Here is a 15,841-nt window from a genome sequence, read left to right on the forward strand (position 1 = left end):
GGTAGGGTTTCTACCACCCCGATTGACCGTTATCTGTTAGGAAAGAAAATCGTCGTCATCCTCAGTAGCAAAGTCATCTTCAGCGTTTGACTTACCGCCAAGAGGTTCGCCATCACGGATCTTCTGAAGGTTATTAAGGGAACAAGCGATACCTTTATTTCCATTGGTGTTGAATGCGTAGAAGTTCACACTGGCCCGACCATAAACACCGGAATAAATCTCAGATCGCTCGAGGATGGGCTGACGGTCGGCGTCTACGATGCCAGGAGCGGAGCTGTTGTTGGCATTTACAAAGTATGCGTTGGCGTAAACGGGATCATCAGGACGTTCCGAATCGCCGTCACGAAGCGGGGTCTTAAGGGTTGTAAGAGGCGGTACAGAACGACCATTTCCTTTGAGCTTGCTTTCACCTTCGTGGTAGGCTGCTTCTATTGCAGCTTTAATTTTCTGGATGGTCTTGGTGTCGGTCTTAGGAATAATGAGAGACACACTGTACTTGGGCGTGCCGCCATTGATGGATTTAGGCTCCCACGCATTCACATAGCTCCAGCGGGTATAGGGACCAGTCACTACTTTCAACGGGTTAACTGTTTTTGTCATGATTTATTTCCTCCTTGATTTTCATCAAAATCTTCATATGCTGAGTTAAATTCAGGCCTCTTGTCATCAACGGTAACAAGGACCGGTTTTCCAGGCGGCTTATAGGTTAGACCACCAAGAATATCTTCAAATGCCTTTTTTCCGAGAAGTGCTGTCATAGCAGTTATGCCGAGTAACTTCTTCTCGAATGGGTCTTTACCGGCTGCAATAACGAGATCAGCTGCGGCAGTTTCGTCGGTGTATTTCCTATTGGACCGACCGGCGACTAATTTGAAACCTTCAAACTTGATACCGTTTAGCGCTTCCTTCAGGGCATATTCCTTGACATCGCTTACCCAGGAAACCAGTTCATCTGCTTTTGTCAGGATGGCTGCGATCTCATTGTGATCGAGCGTGGCCGGCACCTCGAAGTCGTACTTTGCAAGTTCCAGGTTGTATTCGGCACGCTTTCTACAAGTTGCTTTGGCCTTACAGAACTGACAATGCTCGCCTGCTTTGTATTCGCCCTCGCCCTTGCTGGCAAGTTGCGCTGTAGGAGACAAGACATCCCCAGCCCACTGAATGAGTTCGCTTTTAGAGATGCTGTACTCGCTGATGTTTTCTCTACGTGGTTGATAGATGACCAGGCGGACATTGTCGATGTCGTAGATCCCATCGAACAGGGCTAAGCCCCCAAGCGCATAGCAGAACATTTGTGGATTTCTTTCCGATGAAACCTTGATCCCAAGTCCGTATTTATAGTCAATTACGATCAGGGTGCCGTCGGCGATAATCAAACAGTCCACATGACCAAACCCTTCTGGGACATACCTTGAGAAATCGAGCTTCTGCTCAATAAGTACCTGAGGATCAGCGCAGGCTTCCTTTGCTTTTTCAACCTGTTCCAGCACAAAGGATGCATAATTTTCCGCGTGATCGTTCATTTCCTCATCGTAAAAGCTTAGCGATTCAGTCGGGTCCTTCGTTTGAAGTCCCAGCAATTTTTCAAGCTTATACTGCGCAAGGGTGTGGGCATCGGTGCCTTCCTGCGCAAAGCTGCTGGAAGAATCTTCGAACTTCTTACTAAGCAGAGCTGATGGTGGACACGCGATCCATCTGTGTGCCGACGATGCGGAAAGCAGTGCGTGTTTTACACTCATTGAATTGCCTCCGCATCCGCAAGCAATGCGGCATACTGTGACGGGTCTACGCTGGAGAGCTTGTCTGCACCGTGTTTTTTCAACAGATCCTTAAGCGCGTCTGTGTGTCCGGCTCTGGACATTTCTGCAAACTTCTTCCGAACCTCTACAAACGAATACGCCGGTTTCGGTTCCTCTGTCGGTGGCGCGGGCGTTTCGTGCACGGCCGATGTACTAGAGAAAAGCTCAGTAAGCGAGTCCGCAATGTTCATGAGGGTTTGTCCGCAATCCTTGAGTTCAGACAGCACCTGACTCAGTTCACTCATCTTGCTCATTTGGAGTACCTCCTTCCTTTTTTTCTTGTTCCTTTGCAGACAAGGCCTTGATTTTCTGGGCCAGTCTCTTGGATACAACGCTGATGGCGGTGAGGGTGTCAGCGAGCTCTTCATCAAGCTGCTGGTCTTTTGAAGCCTCTGCATGTGTCTGTGTCTGCATGTTGTTACCTCCCTTCCCGAGAGGATTTGCTACCTCTCTAATAGTCCCAGGACAGTTTTATGTGGTTTGAACGAATAATCTTTCTAAGAATTTTTCAGACCACACATTTTTCATGTCCTTCACTAGTCCCAGGACACTTAGAACAGAAATGAACGAAAAAAAAAGACAGCAGATTTTTATGTCTGCTGTCGCTTTTATAAAGAAGGAAAAATTAAATATAAAAAGTTCGTTCAAAGTGACGGTTTCTGTCCTGGGACTGTTAGAGGGACTTTTATGCCGCTCGAATCTTTATAAGGAGGTTCGCTTATGAACGAACAAATGAAATACGGTACCGGCGGAGTGGACAAGAAAAATAGTGAAGGTTATTCCGATCCTACTGCATACCAGGCGCTGACAAACATTAGAAAAGAAGACAAGACATTCAAACCCCTGGTGTATATCTGCTCACCGTATGCAGGTGATGTAGAGAAAAACACGGAAAGGGCCAAGCTTTATAGCCGCTTCGCTGTTATGGAGAGAAACGCGATCGCTTTTGCGCCACACCTACTGTTGCCTTTATATCTTTCAGATGACGATCCGGAGGAGCGCGAGCTTGCGTTTTTCATGGACATTGTTTTCTTAGGTAAATGCAATGAGCTCTGGGTGTTTGGCGAGACGATCACGAATGGCATGCAGCGCGAGGTTGAAAAAGCTAAGAAGCGCCGCATGACGATCCGCTATTTTACCGAGGACATGGAGGAGGTAACAACATGCAATTAACGATTTGTACGGCAAACTGCACCGGCAATCAGAAGAACTGCCTCTATCCAAATAAACGTGTGGTTACCTCGGTAGATGAACTTAAGGAAGCGGTGAAGCAAGACCACGTATGTGCCGAGTATCAGAACAACTACCGAAGTGCTGAAAATTTTATAAAGTCTGATGTTATCGTTATGGACTGTGATAATGACCATACTGAAAATCCGGAGGAGTGGATCACACCAGAGGCTTTGGAAGAGCTCATGCCGGATGTTTCTTATGCGATTGCACCCAGCCGACACAATATGATTTCTAAGGACGGAAAAACAGCAAGACCCAAGTTCCATGTCTACTTCTCAATCGAAGAGCTAGAAGCTGCGGAAGGCTATGTGGCAATCAAAAGGGCCATCCATGCTCAGTTTCCGTTCTTTGATGATAACGCTCTGGATGCGGCACGGTTTATCTATGGTGCAGATGTGGGCGATGTGATCTGGCATGAAGGCTGGCTCTCAGTCCTTGATGTGATTGAAGATGTCGACGAGGATTTTGACGATGCTGTGACATACAACTCTGTTATTCCAGCAGGCAGACGGAATAAAACCCTGTCACATTACGCAGGCAGAGTTTTGAAACGTTATGGTATTGGAGATAAAGCGCATGACCTTTTCTTAAAGGAAGCAGAAAAGTGTGAGATACCAATCGAAGGGAATGAACTGACAACCATATGGAATAGCGCGGTGAAGTTTGCTAAAAAGGTTCAGGATCAAGAAGGCTATGTGGCACCTGAGGATTTTAACAAAGATTTTAGTGGCGCATCTTTAAAACCCACTGACTACTCCGATATTGGGCAGGCCAAAGTGCTTGCTCGTGAATGTGATGCAGAGCTTTGCTTCACCGAGGCTACCGATTATTTAAGGTATGACGGTGAAAAATGGGTGGAGTCAAAGCAGAAGGCAGTCGGTGCGATGGAGGAGTTTCTTGATGAGCAGCTCGCTGACGCAGAAGCACAAGTTTTATCAACACTGGAAGCCTGTATTAAAGCTGGTCTAGAGAAAGCCGTTATCATTACCGGCAAGGGCCTAGGAGATATGAACGAAGAACAGCAAATAGCTTATGGCATGTATACCGCTGCGACTATTTATAAGAAGTTTGTACTCAAGCGCCGCGATATGAAATATGTTACTGCGGCGCTTCAGGCGGCAAAACCGATGTTGCAGCACTGTGTCTCGGATCTAGATAAGGATGAGTTTTTACTTAATACACCCGGTGCAACGATTGATCTAAAAACTGGCGAAAGTAGGCTTCCAGAAGCTGCTGACTTCATTACGAAGCAGACCAATAGTAAGCTCGGCGAAGAAGGCAAGGAAATCTGGCAACAAGCCCTTCGTACCTTCTTTTGTAATGATGCTGCGCTTATCGAATATGTCCAGCAGATTGTAGGCCTTGCTGCAATCGGTAAGGTTTACCTGGAAGCGATCATCATTGCTTATGGGGAAGGACGTAATGGTAAATCCACCTTCTGGAATACCATATCAAGAGTGCTTGGTACTTATTCCGGCTCCTTGTCTGCAGACACTTTGACGGTTGGCTGCCGTAGAAATGTGAAGCCTGAAATGGCAGAGCTTAAGGGCAAGCGTCTCATCATCGCGGCAGAGCTTGAGGAGGGCATGCGCCTTAATACTTCCATCATTAAACAGCTTTGTTCTACAGACGAGATTACGGCTGAAAAAAAGTATAAAGATCCATTCAAGTTCACCCCTTCGCATACGCTTGTGCTTTATACAAACCATTTACCCCGTGTAGGTGCCAATGATGCAGGAACGTGGCGTCGTCTGATTGTCATTCCTTTCGATGCAAAGATTGAAGGTAGCAGTGATATGAAGAATTATGCCGACCACCTCTTTAATGAGGCTGGTCCCTATATCCTTAGCTGGATTGTTGAAGGTGCCATGAAGGCAATACGTAAGAACTTTCATTTATCGCCGCCTGAGTGTGTTCGTAAGGCAATTGATACTTATAGAGAAAACAATGACTGGATGGCAAATTTCCTAGATGATTGCTGCGAAATCGGTCCGGGCTATAATCAGAAGTCCGGTGCCTTTTATCAAGAATATCGTAATTACTGTGCACGTAATGGTGAGTATACGAGAAGTACGACCGATTTTTATGCAGCAGTTGAACTCGCAGGCTTTACGCGTAAGAAGACAAAGAGTGGTTCTTTTATCTATGGCGTGCGTGTAAAAGATGAAGATTTTTTGAATCAACCATAACAGACTGTCACTGGTGACCCTCGTTATCCTCATATACAAAACTTCGCTTTAGCAAGTTTTTTAAGTAAAAAATAGCCTATAGGGGGTTTTATGTATTGAGGGTAACGACCGCCACCTAAATTTTGATGAGGTACGACCATGAGAGAAAAAGAGATTGAAAAGAAGTTAGTTTTGGAAGCAAAAAAGCGCGGTGGGCTGGCAGTAAAGTTTGTATCTCCAGGCTTTGATGGTATGCCGGATAGAATCCTTCTAATGCCTGAAGGAAAAATCGCCTTTGTTGAGGTTAAAGCCCCTGGTAAACACCCGCGTCCATTACAGATGGCAAGGCACAAGCTGCTAAGAGGATTAGGAATTTTAGTTTTCATATTAGATGACGACAGTCAGATTGGAGGGATTTTAGATGCAGTACAATCCGCATGATTATCAAAAATACGCCATCAACTATATCGAATCTCATCCGGTGTCAGCCATCCTGCTGGATATGGGTTTAGGAAAAACAAGCATCGCCCTTACTGCAATCAATGACCTAATGTTTGATTCCTTCGATGCACATAAGGTATTGGTGGTAGCGCCGCTTCGAGTGGCAAGAGATACCTGGCCTGCTGAAATTAAAAAATGGGATCATCTATCAGACCTGATTGTTTCGGTTGTCGTGGGAAGCACAGCGGAACGAATTCAAGCGTTAAAGGCCGCAGCGGATATATATGTCATCAACCGTGAGAATCTTTGCTGGCTCATTGATGCGAGCGGGCTGCCGTTTGATTTTGATACGGTCATTATCGATGAGCTATCTTCCTTCAAAAATCATCAAGCCAAGCGATTTAAGTCACTGATGAAGGTGCGTCCAAAAGTAAAACGCATGATTGGAATGGCTGGAACACCGAGCAGCAACGGCTTAATGGATTTATGGGCCGAGTTCAAACTACTGGACATGGGCGCCAGGCTTGGAAGATTCATCACCGCATTTCGCAGTAACTACTTTATGCCGGATAAGAGAAATGGCCAGATCATTTACAGCTACAAGCCACTCCCCGGAGCGGAGCCAAACATCTACCAGAAAATTTCCGACATTACGATTTCCATGAAGTCCATGGATTATCTGAAGATGCCTGAACTGATCAGCAGCGAACACAAGGTTATGCTTTCTGAAAAGGAGGCAAAGCGCTACGACGAATTAGCAAAAGACCTTGTTCTGGAACTGCCCGGTGGTGAGGTTACAGCGGCAAATGCTGCAGCGCTTTCCAACAAATTATGTCAGATGGCAAACGGCGCCATTTATAACGATAATGGTGGAACAGAGGTCATTCATCATCAAAAGCTGGATGCCTTGGAGGACATCATTGAGGCAGCAGCCGGAAAGCCGATCCTTGTGGCCTATTGGTATAAGCACGACTACGAACGGATCGTAGAAAAGCTTCACAGCATAAAGATTTTATTTTCCAAGTTGGATACCGCTGAAAGTATTCGAGGCTGGAACAACAAGGAAATACCGGTTGGGTTAATTCATCCGGCATCTGCTGGTCATGGCTTAAATCTTCAGGCCGGTGGCTCTTGCATCGTGTGGTTCGGTCTTACCTGGTCACTAGAGTTATATCAACAAACAAATGCGAGGCTTTGGCGACAAGGCCAAACAGCGGAAACGGTTGTGGTGCAGCACATCGTTACCAAAGGCACTATTGATGAGCGTGTTTTGAAGGCTCTTTCCCTTAAGGATAAAAGCCAGTCGGCACTTATCAATGCGGTCAAAGCTGATCTGCAAATGAGAGTCAAATAAAGACAATCCGTGCCAATCCGAGAGAAATAAAAATTCGGAGGTACGATTATGGAACCCTATGAAAGTTTAGTAAATGCAATTATTGTACAAGCAGTCAAGGACTACCGACAGGCGATCCGCTTCCTAACACGCCACCCGCACACGCCAGACCTTGATACTGAGGAGGCCAAGAACGATAAACGGAAGCGCGCCTTGAGGGAAAAAATTATCAAGAATGAAGGTGAGCGCGATGATGTTGAACGCTTCTTCCATTCTGGATGGTTTGAGTTGCTCTCCAATCTGGATGGTGATGCACTGATGCGTCAAGTTCGTGAAATTGAGGTGGGCTGATATGAAAGCTTTGGATTTCCTGAGCCAAGCCTACCGGCTGGACCTTCGTATTGACAGCAAACTGGAGCAGATTGTTTCCTTGAATGAACTGGCCACAAAATGCACATCTACCATCAGCGATATGCCTCGCAATCCCAACCACAGTGTCTCTTCTATGGCAGATGCTATTGCGAAGATTGTAGACTTACAAACAGAAATTGATCATGACATTCATCGACTGGTAGACATCAAGCGACAGATTGTTACCAGCATCAAAGCCGTGGACAATAAAGAATACCAGACGTTGCTTGAGCTCCGTTTCCTTTGCGGATGTACATGGGAGGAAGTCGCTGCCAAGATGGGCTACAGCATCCAGCATACTTACCGAATGCGTGACTGGGCTTTAACAAAAGTCGTGGTCAACGAAAGTGGAGAGTAAAGGAGAGTTGATGTCGTGGCCAAACATAGTAAACTGGTAGTATAGAAAGTGTAGGCAGAGAGCCATCGAGGAGTAATCCCCGGTGGCTTTTCTTATGCCCAGAAAGCGAGGTGACCCAATGCCATACAAACCCAAGCGTCCCTGTGCCTACCCCGGCTGCGGTCGGCTTGCTGTACGTGAGCAATACTGTGCCGAACATCAAAAGGTTATGGACAAACAATACAACCAGCACGAACGCGACACTGCATCCAACAAACGATACGGCCGGGCCTGGAAGCGAATCCGTGATCGCTATGTCAAAGCACATCCACTCTGTGAGGAGTGCCAGAAGGAAGGCAAACTGACACCCGCCGAAGAGGTTCACCACATCCTTCCGCTCTCTAAAGGCGGAGGCAATGAAACGAGTAATCTCATGGCGCTTTGTAAGTCTTGCCATTCGCGCATTACTGTCGAGATGGGTGACCGGTGGGGGTAGTCAAATCCCTAAAATTTTTTTAAGCGGACAGCGGCGTGGGGCTTCGTGTTGAAAAACGCATATTCAAACGGGGGAATAGCCCCTACCCGAAAAGGAGGTGTGATGATTGGCGAAAGACGGTACCAATAGAGGCGGCGCTCGTGTCGGCGCGGGCGCAAAAAAGAAGCCGTTAGCCGACAAAATAGCCGAAGGTAATCCCGGCGGCAGAAAACTGACCGTGATGGAGTTTACAGATACGGCTGATCTAAACGGTCAAGTGATGCCGGAACCAGCAAAGATGCTCGAGGCTGTCCAGAAGGACGGTAAGACGCTCGTCGCAAGCGAAATATACAAATCCACATGGACGTGGCTGAACGAGCGCGGCTGTGCGGTGCTTGTATCGCCACAGCTTTTAGAGCGTTACGCCATGAGTGTTGCCCGCTGGATTCAGTGTGAAGAAGCGGTTACTGAGTATGGCTTTCTGGCAAAGCATCCTACCACAGGTAATGCAATCCAAAGTCCATATGTGGCGATGGGCCAGAACTACATGAACCAGACAAACCGTCTGTGGATGGAGATTTTTCAAATCGTAAAGGAAAACTGTACCGGCGAGTACAGCGGCGTGAATCCTCAGGATGATGTGATGGAGCGGCTATTAACCGCCCGGAAAGGAAAATGATATGGCTAAATACAAAACTTCTGAAAGTGTCTGCAAGGGTCACCCGGATAAACTCTGCGACCTGATTGCAGACAGCATTCTCGATGCGTGTCTTCGCAAAGATAAATCTTCACGCGTGGCCTGCGAGGTCATGGCCACTAAAGGCAAAATCATCGTAGCGGGCGAAATCACCTGCTCGAAGAAAGTGGACATCCGCTGGGTGGTCCGCAGAGTTCTGGAGGACGTTGGCTACAACCCTTGGAAGTTTATGGTGTTTGTGTTCGTCCACCAGCAGAGTAAGGACATCGCCGGTGGCGTGGACCGGGCTATGGAATCCCGCGCTGGAGATACCTCCTGGTATTCCATGCTTGGCGCTGGCGATCAGGGCACCGTTTACGGTTACGCCACAGATGAAACGGCAGAAAAACTCCCACTCCCGCTCGTTTACGCTCATGCTATTTGCCGGAAGCTGGATAGCACTATGAAAAATGGCGTCATTAAAGGCATCGGTCCTGACGGAAAAGCACAGGTCACTGTCGAGTATGAAGATGATAAGCCCAAGCGCATCAAAACGATTATTGTTTCTGTACAGCACCGCGCTGACAAGGAGTTGGAGGTTCTTCGTAGTGAGATCATCTCCCAAGTGCTGTGGCCAGTGTTTGAGAAATTTCCATTTGATGATGATACTGAAATTCTCGTAAATCCTTCCGGTCGTTTTGTTGAGGGTGGGCCTGCTGCCGACACTGGTTTGACCGGTCGAAAGATTATGGTCGATAGCTATGGAGGCCTTGCTGCTCATGGTGGCGGAGCGTTCTCCGGTAAGGACCCGACCAAGGTTGACCGCTCCGGTGCATACATGGCAAGAGCCATCGCAAAGAACATCGTAAGGTGTGATTATGCCAAACGCTGTCAGATAGCCATATCCTATGCTATCGGTAAGGCTGACCCGGTTGCGGTTGAGATTGACACCTTAGGCACGGGCACGGTCCCAGATGAGATTCTTCATAAAGCGGTACTTGATGTGTTTAACCTGCGTCCAGCGGCGATCATCGAAACGCTGAGTTTGCGTGACGCCATCTATGCAGATACAGCGACTTACGGACATTTCAGTGGGACACTCTCGCGCTGGGAATGGCTGGACCGGTATAAAGAACTACGGGAGGCGGTAAAGAAATATGCTGATTGAGAAAAAGAATACCGCCGAGCTTCTGCCTGCGGATTACAATCCCCGCAAGGACCTAAAGCCTGGCGATCCTGAATATGATAAGTTAAAGCGCTCCATTGAACAGTTCGGATACGTCGAGCCGGTCATCTGGAATAAGGTGACCGGCTGCGTTGTAGGTGGGCATCAACGCTTGAAGGTGCTCATCGATATGGGTATCTCCGAGGTCGAGTGTGTGGTGGTCGAGATGGATGCCGAAAAGGAAAAGGCTCTCAACATCGCACTGAACAAGATTTCCGGAGAATGGGATAAAGAAAAGCTGGCTCTACTGATTGCAGATTTACAGGGTGCAGACTTTGATGTGTCGCTTACGGGCTTTGATCCCGCCGAACTGGATGATCTATTCAAGGACAGTATCAAAGACGGCATCCACGATGATGATTTTGATGTGGAAGCAGAGCTTAAGGAACCGCCAATCACTAAGCTCGGTGACCTCTGGACCCTTGGTCGGCACCGACTGGTCTGTGGCGACAGCACTAAGAAGGACACCTTTGATTTGTTGATGGCCGGAGTTAAAGCAAATCTTGTGATCACCGACCCGCCCTACAATGTCAACTACGAAGGCAGCGCTGGGAAAATTAAGAACGACAATATGGGCAACGACGCCTTCTACCACTTTCTGTTCGATGCTTTTACAAACACCGAAGCCGTCATGGCAAGCGACGCCAGCATCTATGTTTTCCACGCCGACACTGAAGGGCTGAATTTCAGGAGAGCCTTTGTGGATGCCGGGTTCTATTTATCCGGCTGCTGCATCTGGAAGAAGCAGTCGCTGGTGCTAGGGCGATCTCCCTACCAATGGCAGCATGAGCCAGTGCTCTTCGGTTGGAAGAAAACCGGAAAGCATCAGTGGTACACCGGTCGTAAGGAGAGCACCATCTGGGAGTTCGACAAGCCTAAGAAAAACGGTGATCACCCGACCATGAAGCCGGTCCCTCTCTTGGCGTACCCGATCATGAACAGTAGCATGAGTAACACGCTGGTACTCGATCCCTTTGGCGGCAGCGGTTCAACCCTTATTGCCTGCGAACAGTCTGACCGCTCTTGTTATACCATCGAGCTTGATGAGAAGTTCTGCGATGTGATCGTCAAGAGGTACATCGAACAGGTTGGCACGGCTGACAAGGTTTCTGTGCAGCGCGATGGTCTGCTCTATTCCTATGCGGAGTTGACTGCCAGTGAGGATAACCATTCTTGACGCAGATCTGACCGGCCGCAAACACCACGGTGGAGGATAAAAGACCGCTTCCTCCGGCTCGATTTGGCACATATATTTCTCGAAATGACTTGCTATAAGGTGCCTTTAGAGTGATATATGTACATACCAAAACGACAGGAGGTTTTGAAAATGGAAATCAACTACAACGTAAACGGACCCGACCGCAAGCGACTGGTACAGGCCATTGCCCAAATTCTCGAAAGCGATGCCAAGTACCTCGGCGTTCCATCCTGTGCTTATCAGGTGGACAATTTCACTATCAGCAAGAACGGCATTCTTTCCTTCGACAACAGCACCAAGGGCGAACAGCTTATTGAGCGACTTTGCGCAATGGGCTTTGAAGCGGAGATCGAGGAAGTCACAGACGGGCTTTGCATTGAGCTTCCACTGAATGACGCCACCGAAGCCGCGATTGACAACCTGCGCCGGATGGTAGACAGCAAAGCGATGCTCATCAAAAAAGCACTCGGTGCGGACAGCTTGGAAATCGAGCTCACCGACGAGCGCATTCGCTTTCCTTGGTTCGACCGCATTCCCGAGCCGGAGGTCATCAACGCGGCGGCTCACTTAATTGGAAAAATGCTTGCTGCAGCCAAGAACCAGAAGCGTGTGACTGCCAAGGAAAAGGAAACGGACAATGAGAAGTACGCTTTCCGCTGCTTCCTCCTACGGATCGGCTTCATTGGCGAGGAGTTCAAGGAAACGCGTCGGACGCTTCTTCGAAACCTGACTGGCAGTGCCGCATTTCGCTCGGGAGCCAAGAAGGGCTTCAGCGCTGAAGACATGGACGCTGCCACCGACGACCCCGCAGTAGTAGAAGAGGTAAAAGACCTTCTAAACGGAGAGGAGGCAAACGATGAGATTTCCGAGTAAAGAAATCGTCGAGCGTATCCGCCGCCAGTATCCGGCTGGTTGCCGCGTGGAGCTTCTTCGCATGGACGACATGCAGGCTCCGCCCATCGGCACCAAGGGCATAGTAACCGGCGTGGATGACACAGCAAGCATACTGGTCAACTGGGACAACGGCAGCGGACTGAACGTGGTCTATGGCGAGGACATTTGCCGGAGGTGCGACGATGACAGATAAAGTGCGTAAACAGATCCTGGCTATTCGCGACACGGGGCTGACGAATATGTTTGATGTGGTAGCGGTGCAGCGTATCGCAAATGACATGGGCTTCTGCGAGCTGGTATTGTACCTCGAAGAAAACCGCAAAGAATATGCTCATTTCATCCTGACCGGGGAGGCGTAATTTACACACTTTCGGCTCGAATAGTTGGTGCATATATCCCGGTTTGTATCTCTGAATTGACTTGCTATCGTGTGCTTTCAGAACGAACATACACATACAAAACGAAGGGAGAACGACCATGTGGAAAGAAGGAAGCATCAAAGTTGGAAGCAGCATCATTCACTACTGGGTGAAGTGTTTTGAAGAAGGATCGCAGTACGGCATCGAGAAGGGCCGCATTTCCAAACTCATGCTAAAACGCGATGGTGAGATCATCGCCAATTACGACAGAGGTTGGGATATAGAACCGCTCGATTCGGATGCAGAGATTGCCCTTGCGATTCTGATGAAAGAACACAACTAACCCGATTAAAATTAAATCCCGGAATGGAGCCTTGCGGCTCTGTTCCTCGTTAAGTAAGACCCATCGAGGTCTATTTTTTATGCCTTTTTGAAGGAGGTGACTGCATATCCGAAAACTCAAAAAATACAAACCAACTGCTTTTAAAGCGAAGGACGCTTATTACAGCAAAGAAACGGCCGATTATGCAGTCGCATTCATCGAGGCACTTTCCCATACCAAAGGCACCTGGGCGGGAAAACCCTTCGAGCTGATTGACTGGCAGGAACAGATTATCCGAGACGTGTTCGGCACTCTGAAACCCAATGGCTATCGGCAGTTTAATACCGCCTATGTAGAGATACCAAAGAAGATGGGAAAATCAGAGCTCGCCGCCGCTGTCGCCTTGTTACTGACCTGCGGTGACAATGAAGAACGCGCCGAGGTCTACGGCTGCGCGGCCGACCGCAATCAGGCCTCCATTGTTTTTAACGTGGCGGCGGATATGGTGCGCATGTGCCCAGCACTGTCAAAGCGGGTGAAAATTCTTGATTCGCAGAAACGGCTCATATTTCAACCAACCGGTAGCATCTACCAGGTCTTGTCTGCTGATGTGGGAAACAAGCACGGTTTCAATACCCACGGCGTCGTGTTTGATGAGCTGCACACCCAGCCTAATCGAAAACTGTTTGATGTCATGACCAAGGGCAGCGGCGATGCCAGGATGCAGCCACTGTATTTCCTAATCACCACTGCCGGGGACAACCAAAACAGCATCTGCTGGGAAGTACACCAAAAGGCGCTGGATATCATCGACGGCAGAAAGAACGATCCCACCTTCTATCCAGTGATTTATGGTGCGGCTACCGAGGATGATTGGGCTGATCCGAAGGTGTGGAAAAAGGCAAATCCGTCACTAGGCATCACCGTCAGCATGGATAAAGTCAAAGCAGCGTTTGAGTCAGCCAGGCAAAACCCAGCTGAGGAGAATAGCTTCAGGCAGCTTCGACTGAACCAGTGGGTCAAGCAGGCAGTGCGTTGGATGCCGATGGACAGATGGGATCAATGCGCGTTCCCCGTGAACGAAGACGCTCTCGGAGGGCGGGTCTGTTACGGCGGGCTCGACCTTTCAAGCAGTACGGATATAACAGCGTTCGTACTGGTCTTCCCGCCACTTGATGAGGAGGACAAATATAGCGTGCTCCCGTTCTTCTGGATACCAGAGGACAACATTGATCTTCGGGTCCGGCGCGATCATGTGAATTATGACGTTTGGCAGAAACAAGGGTTTTTGTTAACCACCGAGGGAAATGTGGTGCATTACGGCTTCATTGAAGCGTTCATTGAACAGCTGGGCACGAAGTACAACATCCGCGAGATTGCTTTCGATCGCTGGGGCGCAGTCCAGATGACACAGAATTTGGAAAACCTCGGCTTTTCGGTCGTCCCGTTTGGACAGGGTTTCAAGGATATGTCACCGCCGACAAAGGAGCTAATGAAACTAACATTTGAAGAGAAAATCGCGCATGGCGGTCATCCGGTCCTTAGGTGGATGATGGATAACATTTTTATTCGAACCGATCCTGCCGGAAACATCAAGACCGACAAGGAGAAGTCCACAGAGAAAATTGACGGTGCGGTGGCGACGATTATGGCGCTTGACCGCGCAATTCGGTGCGGCAACGAAAGTGGAGCTTCGGTCTATGACGATCGCGGCCTGCTTGTTTTTTAGTAAAGGAGATTGATGTCTATGGGAATACTGCAAGGAATATTCAAAGCGCGCGACAAGCCTAAAGATGCACTCGGGAGCAGCCGCTACAGCTTCTTTTTCGGCAGCACCAGTGCGGGCAAACCAGTAAACGAACAAACAGCCATGCAAATGACGGCTGTGTACAGTTGTGTGAGGATATTATCCGAGACGTTGGCGGGGCTTCCGCTCCATATCTACCAATACAACGATTCCGGAGGTAAAGAAAAACACCTTAAGCACCCGCTGTACAAACTGCTCCATGACGAACCCAACCCTGAGATGACTTCGTTTGCATTTAGAGAAACGCTGATGAGTCATCTTTTATTATGGGGAAATGCTTATGCGCAAATCATACGAAACGCTCGCGGCGAAGTCCTTGCGCTTTATCCGCTGATGCCAAACAAAATGACGGTCGACCGAGATTCAAACGGTCGGCTTTTCTATTTATACCAGCGCAGCAACGAGGACACTCCCTCCCTCGGAAAAGACAGCCAGGTTTACCTGTCTCCCTCTGACGTTCTTCATATTCCTGGCCTCGGCTTTGATGGACTGGTTGGCTATTCTCCCATTGCAATGGCGAAGAATGCTGTGGGACTGGCCATTGCCACTGAGGAATACGGTGCAAAATTTTTCGCTAATGGAGCCGCTCCGGGCGGAGTGCTGGAACACCCTGGCACCATCAAGGACCCACAGAAAATTAAAGAGTCCTGGAACGCAGCCTATCAAGGCAGCGGAAACTCACATCGGGTAGCCGTTCTTGAAGAAGGCATGAAGTATCAGCCAATCGCGATATCACCGGAGCAGGCCCAGTTTCTGGAGACTCGAAAGTTTCAGATCAATGAGATCGCCCGTATTTTTAGGGTGCCACCTCACATGCTGGCTGACCTTGAGAAATCGTCTTTCTCCAACATCGAGCAGCAATCCCTTGAGTTCGTGAAATACACCCTGGACCCTTGGGTAGTGCGCTGGGAACAGTCCATGTGCCGCGCCCTACTCATGGAGAGCGAAAAACCGAAGCTGTTCATTAAGTTCAATGTGGACGGGCTGCTTCGAGGCGACTATGTGAGCCGAATGAGCGGTTACGCTACCGCACGTCAGAACGGTTGGATGAGCGCCAACGACATCCGTGAGCTTGAGAATCTGGACCGCATCCCGGCGGAGCTCGGTGGCGACCTCTACCTCATCAACGGCGCGATGACCAAACTGCAGGACGCAGGTGCGTT

At 48.8% G+C, this 15,841-nt stretch carries 20 protein-coding genes; 16 read left to right on the forward strand and 4 right to left on the reverse strand.

All coding sequences use genetic code 11. The features are described 5' to 3' along the window. Window positions 1–36: 36 nt before the first annotated feature. Genes AC6I5A_RS10700 through AC6I5A_RS10715 form a run of 4 tightly spaced genes read right to left on the reverse strand, consistent with a single transcriptional unit; the run spans window position 37 to window position 2,213 of the window. Complete coding sequence (locus tag AC6I5A_RS10700) at window positions 37–600, reverse strand: DUF2815 family protein (protein WP_034615529.1); 564 nt, start codon at window positions 598–600, stop codon at window positions 37–39. Then, on the reverse strand, window positions 597–1,739 hold the full coding sequence (locus AC6I5A_RS10705) for a DUF2800 domain-containing protein (protein WP_034615532.1): 1,143 nt from the start codon (window positions 1,737–1,739) through the stop codon (window positions 597–599). Before AC6I5A_RS10705 ends, AC6I5A_RS10700 begins: the two co-directional genes overlap by 4 nt. Next, window positions 1,736–2,053 (reverse strand): hypothetical protein, encoded by a 318-nt coding sequence (locus AC6I5A_RS10710; protein WP_034615535.1) that lies wholly within the window; start codon window positions 2,051–2,053, stop codon window positions 1,736–1,738. Before AC6I5A_RS10710 ends, AC6I5A_RS10705 begins: the two co-directional genes overlap by 4 nt. Beyond that, on the reverse strand, window positions 2,037–2,213 hold the full coding sequence (locus AC6I5A_RS10715; protein WP_497900667.1) for a hypothetical protein: 177 nt from the start codon (window positions 2,211–2,213) through the stop codon (window positions 2,037–2,039). The genes AC6I5A_RS10710 and AC6I5A_RS10715 overlap by 17 nt, the downstream gene beginning before the upstream one ends. A 306-nt stretch (window positions 2,214–2,519) precedes the next feature. Here AC6I5A_RS10715 and AC6I5A_RS10720 point away from each other — a divergent pair, with 306 nt between their 5' ends. From AC6I5A_RS10720 to AC6I5A_RS10795, 16 genes are all read left to right on the forward strand, one after another. Continuing rightward, on the forward strand, window positions 2,520–2,972 hold the full coding sequence (locus AC6I5A_RS10720) for a DUF7768 domain-containing protein (protein ID WP_497900668.1): 453 nt from the start codon (window positions 2,520–2,522) through the stop codon (window positions 2,970–2,972). Then, window positions 2,963–5,221, forward strand: coding sequence for a phage/plasmid primase, P4 family (locus AC6I5A_RS10725; protein ID WP_034615536.1), 2,259 nt, complete (start codon window positions 2,963–2,965; stop codon window positions 5,219–5,221). Before AC6I5A_RS10720 ends, AC6I5A_RS10725 begins: the two co-directional genes overlap by 10 nt. A gap of 138 nt (window positions 5,222–5,359) precedes the next feature. Continuing rightward, window positions 5,360–5,641 carry a VRR-NUC domain-containing protein gene (locus tag AC6I5A_RS10730; protein ID WP_034615538.1) on the forward strand — a complete coding sequence of 94 codons (282 nt, stop codon included), beginning with the start codon at window positions 5,360–5,362 and terminating at the stop codon, window positions 5,639–5,641. After that, window positions 5,622–6,995: an SNF2-related protein gene (locus tag AC6I5A_RS10735; RefSeq protein ID WP_034615540.1), complete on the forward strand. Its 1,374-nt coding sequence runs from the start codon at window positions 5,622–5,624 to the stop codon at window positions 6,993–6,995. Before AC6I5A_RS10730 ends, AC6I5A_RS10735 begins: the two co-directional genes overlap by 20 nt. 48 nt (window positions 6,996–7,043) lie before the next feature. Then, window positions 7,044–7,325 carry a hypothetical protein gene (locus tag AC6I5A_RS10740; protein ID WP_034615543.1) on the forward strand — a complete coding sequence of 94 codons (282 nt, stop codon included), beginning with the start codon at window positions 7,044–7,046 and terminating at the stop codon, window positions 7,323–7,325. 1 nt (window position 7,326) lies between these two features. Continuing rightward, window positions 7,327–7,743, forward strand: a complete 417-nt coding sequence (locus AC6I5A_RS10745; protein ID WP_034615546.1) for a hypothetical protein — start codon at window positions 7,327–7,329, stop codon at window positions 7,741–7,743. 118 nt (window positions 7,744–7,861) lie between these two features. Further along, the gene (locus AC6I5A_RS10750; RefSeq protein ID WP_034615585.1) at window positions 7,862–8,218 is read left to right on the forward strand and encodes an HNH endonuclease; all 357 of its coding nucleotides are present in this window, start codon (window positions 7,862–7,864) and stop codon (window positions 8,216–8,218) included. A gap of 106 nt (window positions 8,219–8,324) precedes the next feature. After that, the gene (locus AC6I5A_RS10755) at window positions 8,325–8,876 is read left to right on the forward strand and encodes a P27 family phage terminase small subunit (RefSeq protein ID WP_034615549.1); all 552 of its coding nucleotides are present in this window, start codon (window positions 8,325–8,327) and stop codon (window positions 8,874–8,876) included. A 1-nt stretch (window position 8,877) separates the two neighbouring features. Further along, complete coding sequence (gene metK / locus AC6I5A_RS10760; RefSeq protein WP_034615552.1) at window positions 8,878–10,041, forward strand: methionine adenosyltransferase; 1,164 nt, start codon at window positions 8,878–8,880, stop codon at window positions 10,039–10,041. Then, complete coding sequence (locus AC6I5A_RS10765) at window positions 10,031–11,275, forward strand: site-specific DNA-methyltransferase (protein ID WP_034615555.1); 1,245 nt, start codon at window positions 10,031–10,033, stop codon at window positions 11,273–11,275. Before metK ends, AC6I5A_RS10765 begins: the two co-directional genes overlap by 11 nt. Before the next feature lie 150 nt (window positions 11,276–11,425). Next, complete coding sequence (locus AC6I5A_RS10770) at window positions 11,426–12,169, forward strand: hypothetical protein (RefSeq protein WP_034615558.1); 744 nt, start codon at window positions 11,426–11,428, stop codon at window positions 12,167–12,169. After that, a complete protein-coding gene (locus tag AC6I5A_RS10775) occupies window positions 12,153–12,383 on the forward strand; it encodes a DUF4314 domain-containing protein (protein WP_034615560.1) in 231 nt (76 codons plus the stop codon). The genes AC6I5A_RS10770 and AC6I5A_RS10775 overlap by 17 nt, the downstream gene beginning before the upstream one ends. Continuing rightward, entirely contained in the window at window positions 12,373–12,549 is a 177-nt protein-coding gene (locus AC6I5A_RS10780; protein WP_034615562.1) for a DUF5049 domain-containing protein, read from the forward strand. Before AC6I5A_RS10775 ends, AC6I5A_RS10780 begins: the two co-directional genes overlap by 11 nt. 118 nt (window positions 12,550–12,667) lie before the next feature. After that, a complete protein-coding gene (locus AC6I5A_RS10785) occupies window positions 12,668–12,892 on the forward strand; it encodes a DUF7678 domain-containing protein (RefSeq protein ID WP_034615564.1) in 225 nt (74 codons plus the stop codon). Between the two features lie 106 nt (window positions 12,893–12,998). Continuing rightward, the gene (locus tag AC6I5A_RS10790; RefSeq protein WP_034615566.1) at window positions 12,999–14,600 is read left to right on the forward strand and encodes a terminase large subunit; all 1,602 of its coding nucleotides are present in this window, start codon (window positions 12,999–13,001) and stop codon (window positions 14,598–14,600) included. 18 nt (window positions 14,601–14,618) lie between these two features. Continuing rightward, window positions 14,619–15,841: phage portal protein (locus AC6I5A_RS10795; RefSeq protein ID WP_034615568.1), on the forward strand; the 1,223-nt coding region annotated here is incomplete at its 3' end.

This window comes from Desulfosporosinus sp. Tol-M2 (assembly GCF_059735615.1).

Excerpts from the sequence above, each read along its gene's own strand:
- AC6I5A_RS10750 (WP_034615585.1), top strand. The coding sequence starts at position 7,862 with ATGCCATACAAACCCAAGCGTCCCTGTGCCTACCCCGGCTGCGGTCGG.
- metK (WP_034615552.1), top strand. The coding sequence starts at position 8,878 with ATGGCTAAATACAAAACTTCTGAAAGTGTCTGCAAGGGTCACCCGGAT.
- AC6I5A_RS10770 (WP_034615558.1), top strand. The coding sequence starts at position 11,426 with ATGGAAATCAACTACAACGTAAACGGACCCGACCGCAAGCGACTGGTA.
- AC6I5A_RS10765 (WP_034615555.1), top strand. The coding sequence starts at position 10,031 with ATGCTGATTGAGAAAAAGAATACCGCCGAGCTTCTGCCTGCGGATTAC.
- AC6I5A_RS10700 (WP_034615529.1), bottom strand. The coding sequence starts at position 600 with ATGACAAAAACAGTTAACCCGTTGAAAGTAGTGACTGGTCCCTATACC.
- AC6I5A_RS10735 (WP_034615540.1), top strand. The coding sequence starts at position 5,622 with ATGCAGTACAATCCGCATGATTATCAAAAATACGCCATCAACTATATC.
- AC6I5A_RS10725 (WP_034615536.1), top strand. The coding sequence starts at position 2,963 with ATGCAATTAACGATTTGTACGGCAAACTGCACCGGCAATCAGAAGAAC.
- AC6I5A_RS10710 (WP_034615535.1), bottom strand. The coding sequence starts at position 2,053 with ATGAGCAAGATGAGTGAACTGAGTCAGGTGCTGTCTGAACTCAAGGAT.
- AC6I5A_RS10720 (WP_497900668.1), top strand. The coding sequence starts at position 2,520 with ATGAACGAACAAATGAAATACGGTACCGGCGGAGTGGACAAGAAAAAT.
- AC6I5A_RS10745 (WP_034615546.1), top strand. The coding sequence starts at position 7,327 with ATGAAAGCTTTGGATTTCCTGAGCCAAGCCTACCGGCTGGACCTTCGT.
- AC6I5A_RS10775 (WP_034615560.1), top strand. The coding sequence starts at position 12,153 with ATGAGATTTCCGAGTAAAGAAATCGTCGAGCGTATCCGCCGCCAGTAT.
- AC6I5A_RS10740 (WP_034615543.1), top strand. The coding sequence starts at position 7,044 with ATGGAACCCTATGAAAGTTTAGTAAATGCAATTATTGTACAAGCAGTC.
- AC6I5A_RS10730 (WP_034615538.1), top strand. The coding sequence starts at position 5,360 with ATGAGAGAAAAAGAGATTGAAAAGAAGTTAGTTTTGGAAGCAAAAAAG.
- AC6I5A_RS10715 (WP_497900667.1), bottom strand. The coding sequence starts at position 2,213 with ATGCAGACACAGACACATGCAGAGGCTTCAAAAGACCAGCAGCTTGAT.
- AC6I5A_RS10780 (WP_034615562.1), top strand. The coding sequence starts at position 12,373 with ATGACAGATAAAGTGCGTAAACAGATCCTGGCTATTCGCGACACGGGG.
- AC6I5A_RS10705 (WP_034615532.1), bottom strand. The coding sequence starts at position 1,739 with ATGAGTGTAAAACACGCACTGCTTTCCGCATCGTCGGCACACAGATGG.
- AC6I5A_RS10785 (WP_034615564.1), top strand. The coding sequence starts at position 12,668 with ATGTGGAAAGAAGGAAGCATCAAAGTTGGAAGCAGCATCATTCACTAC.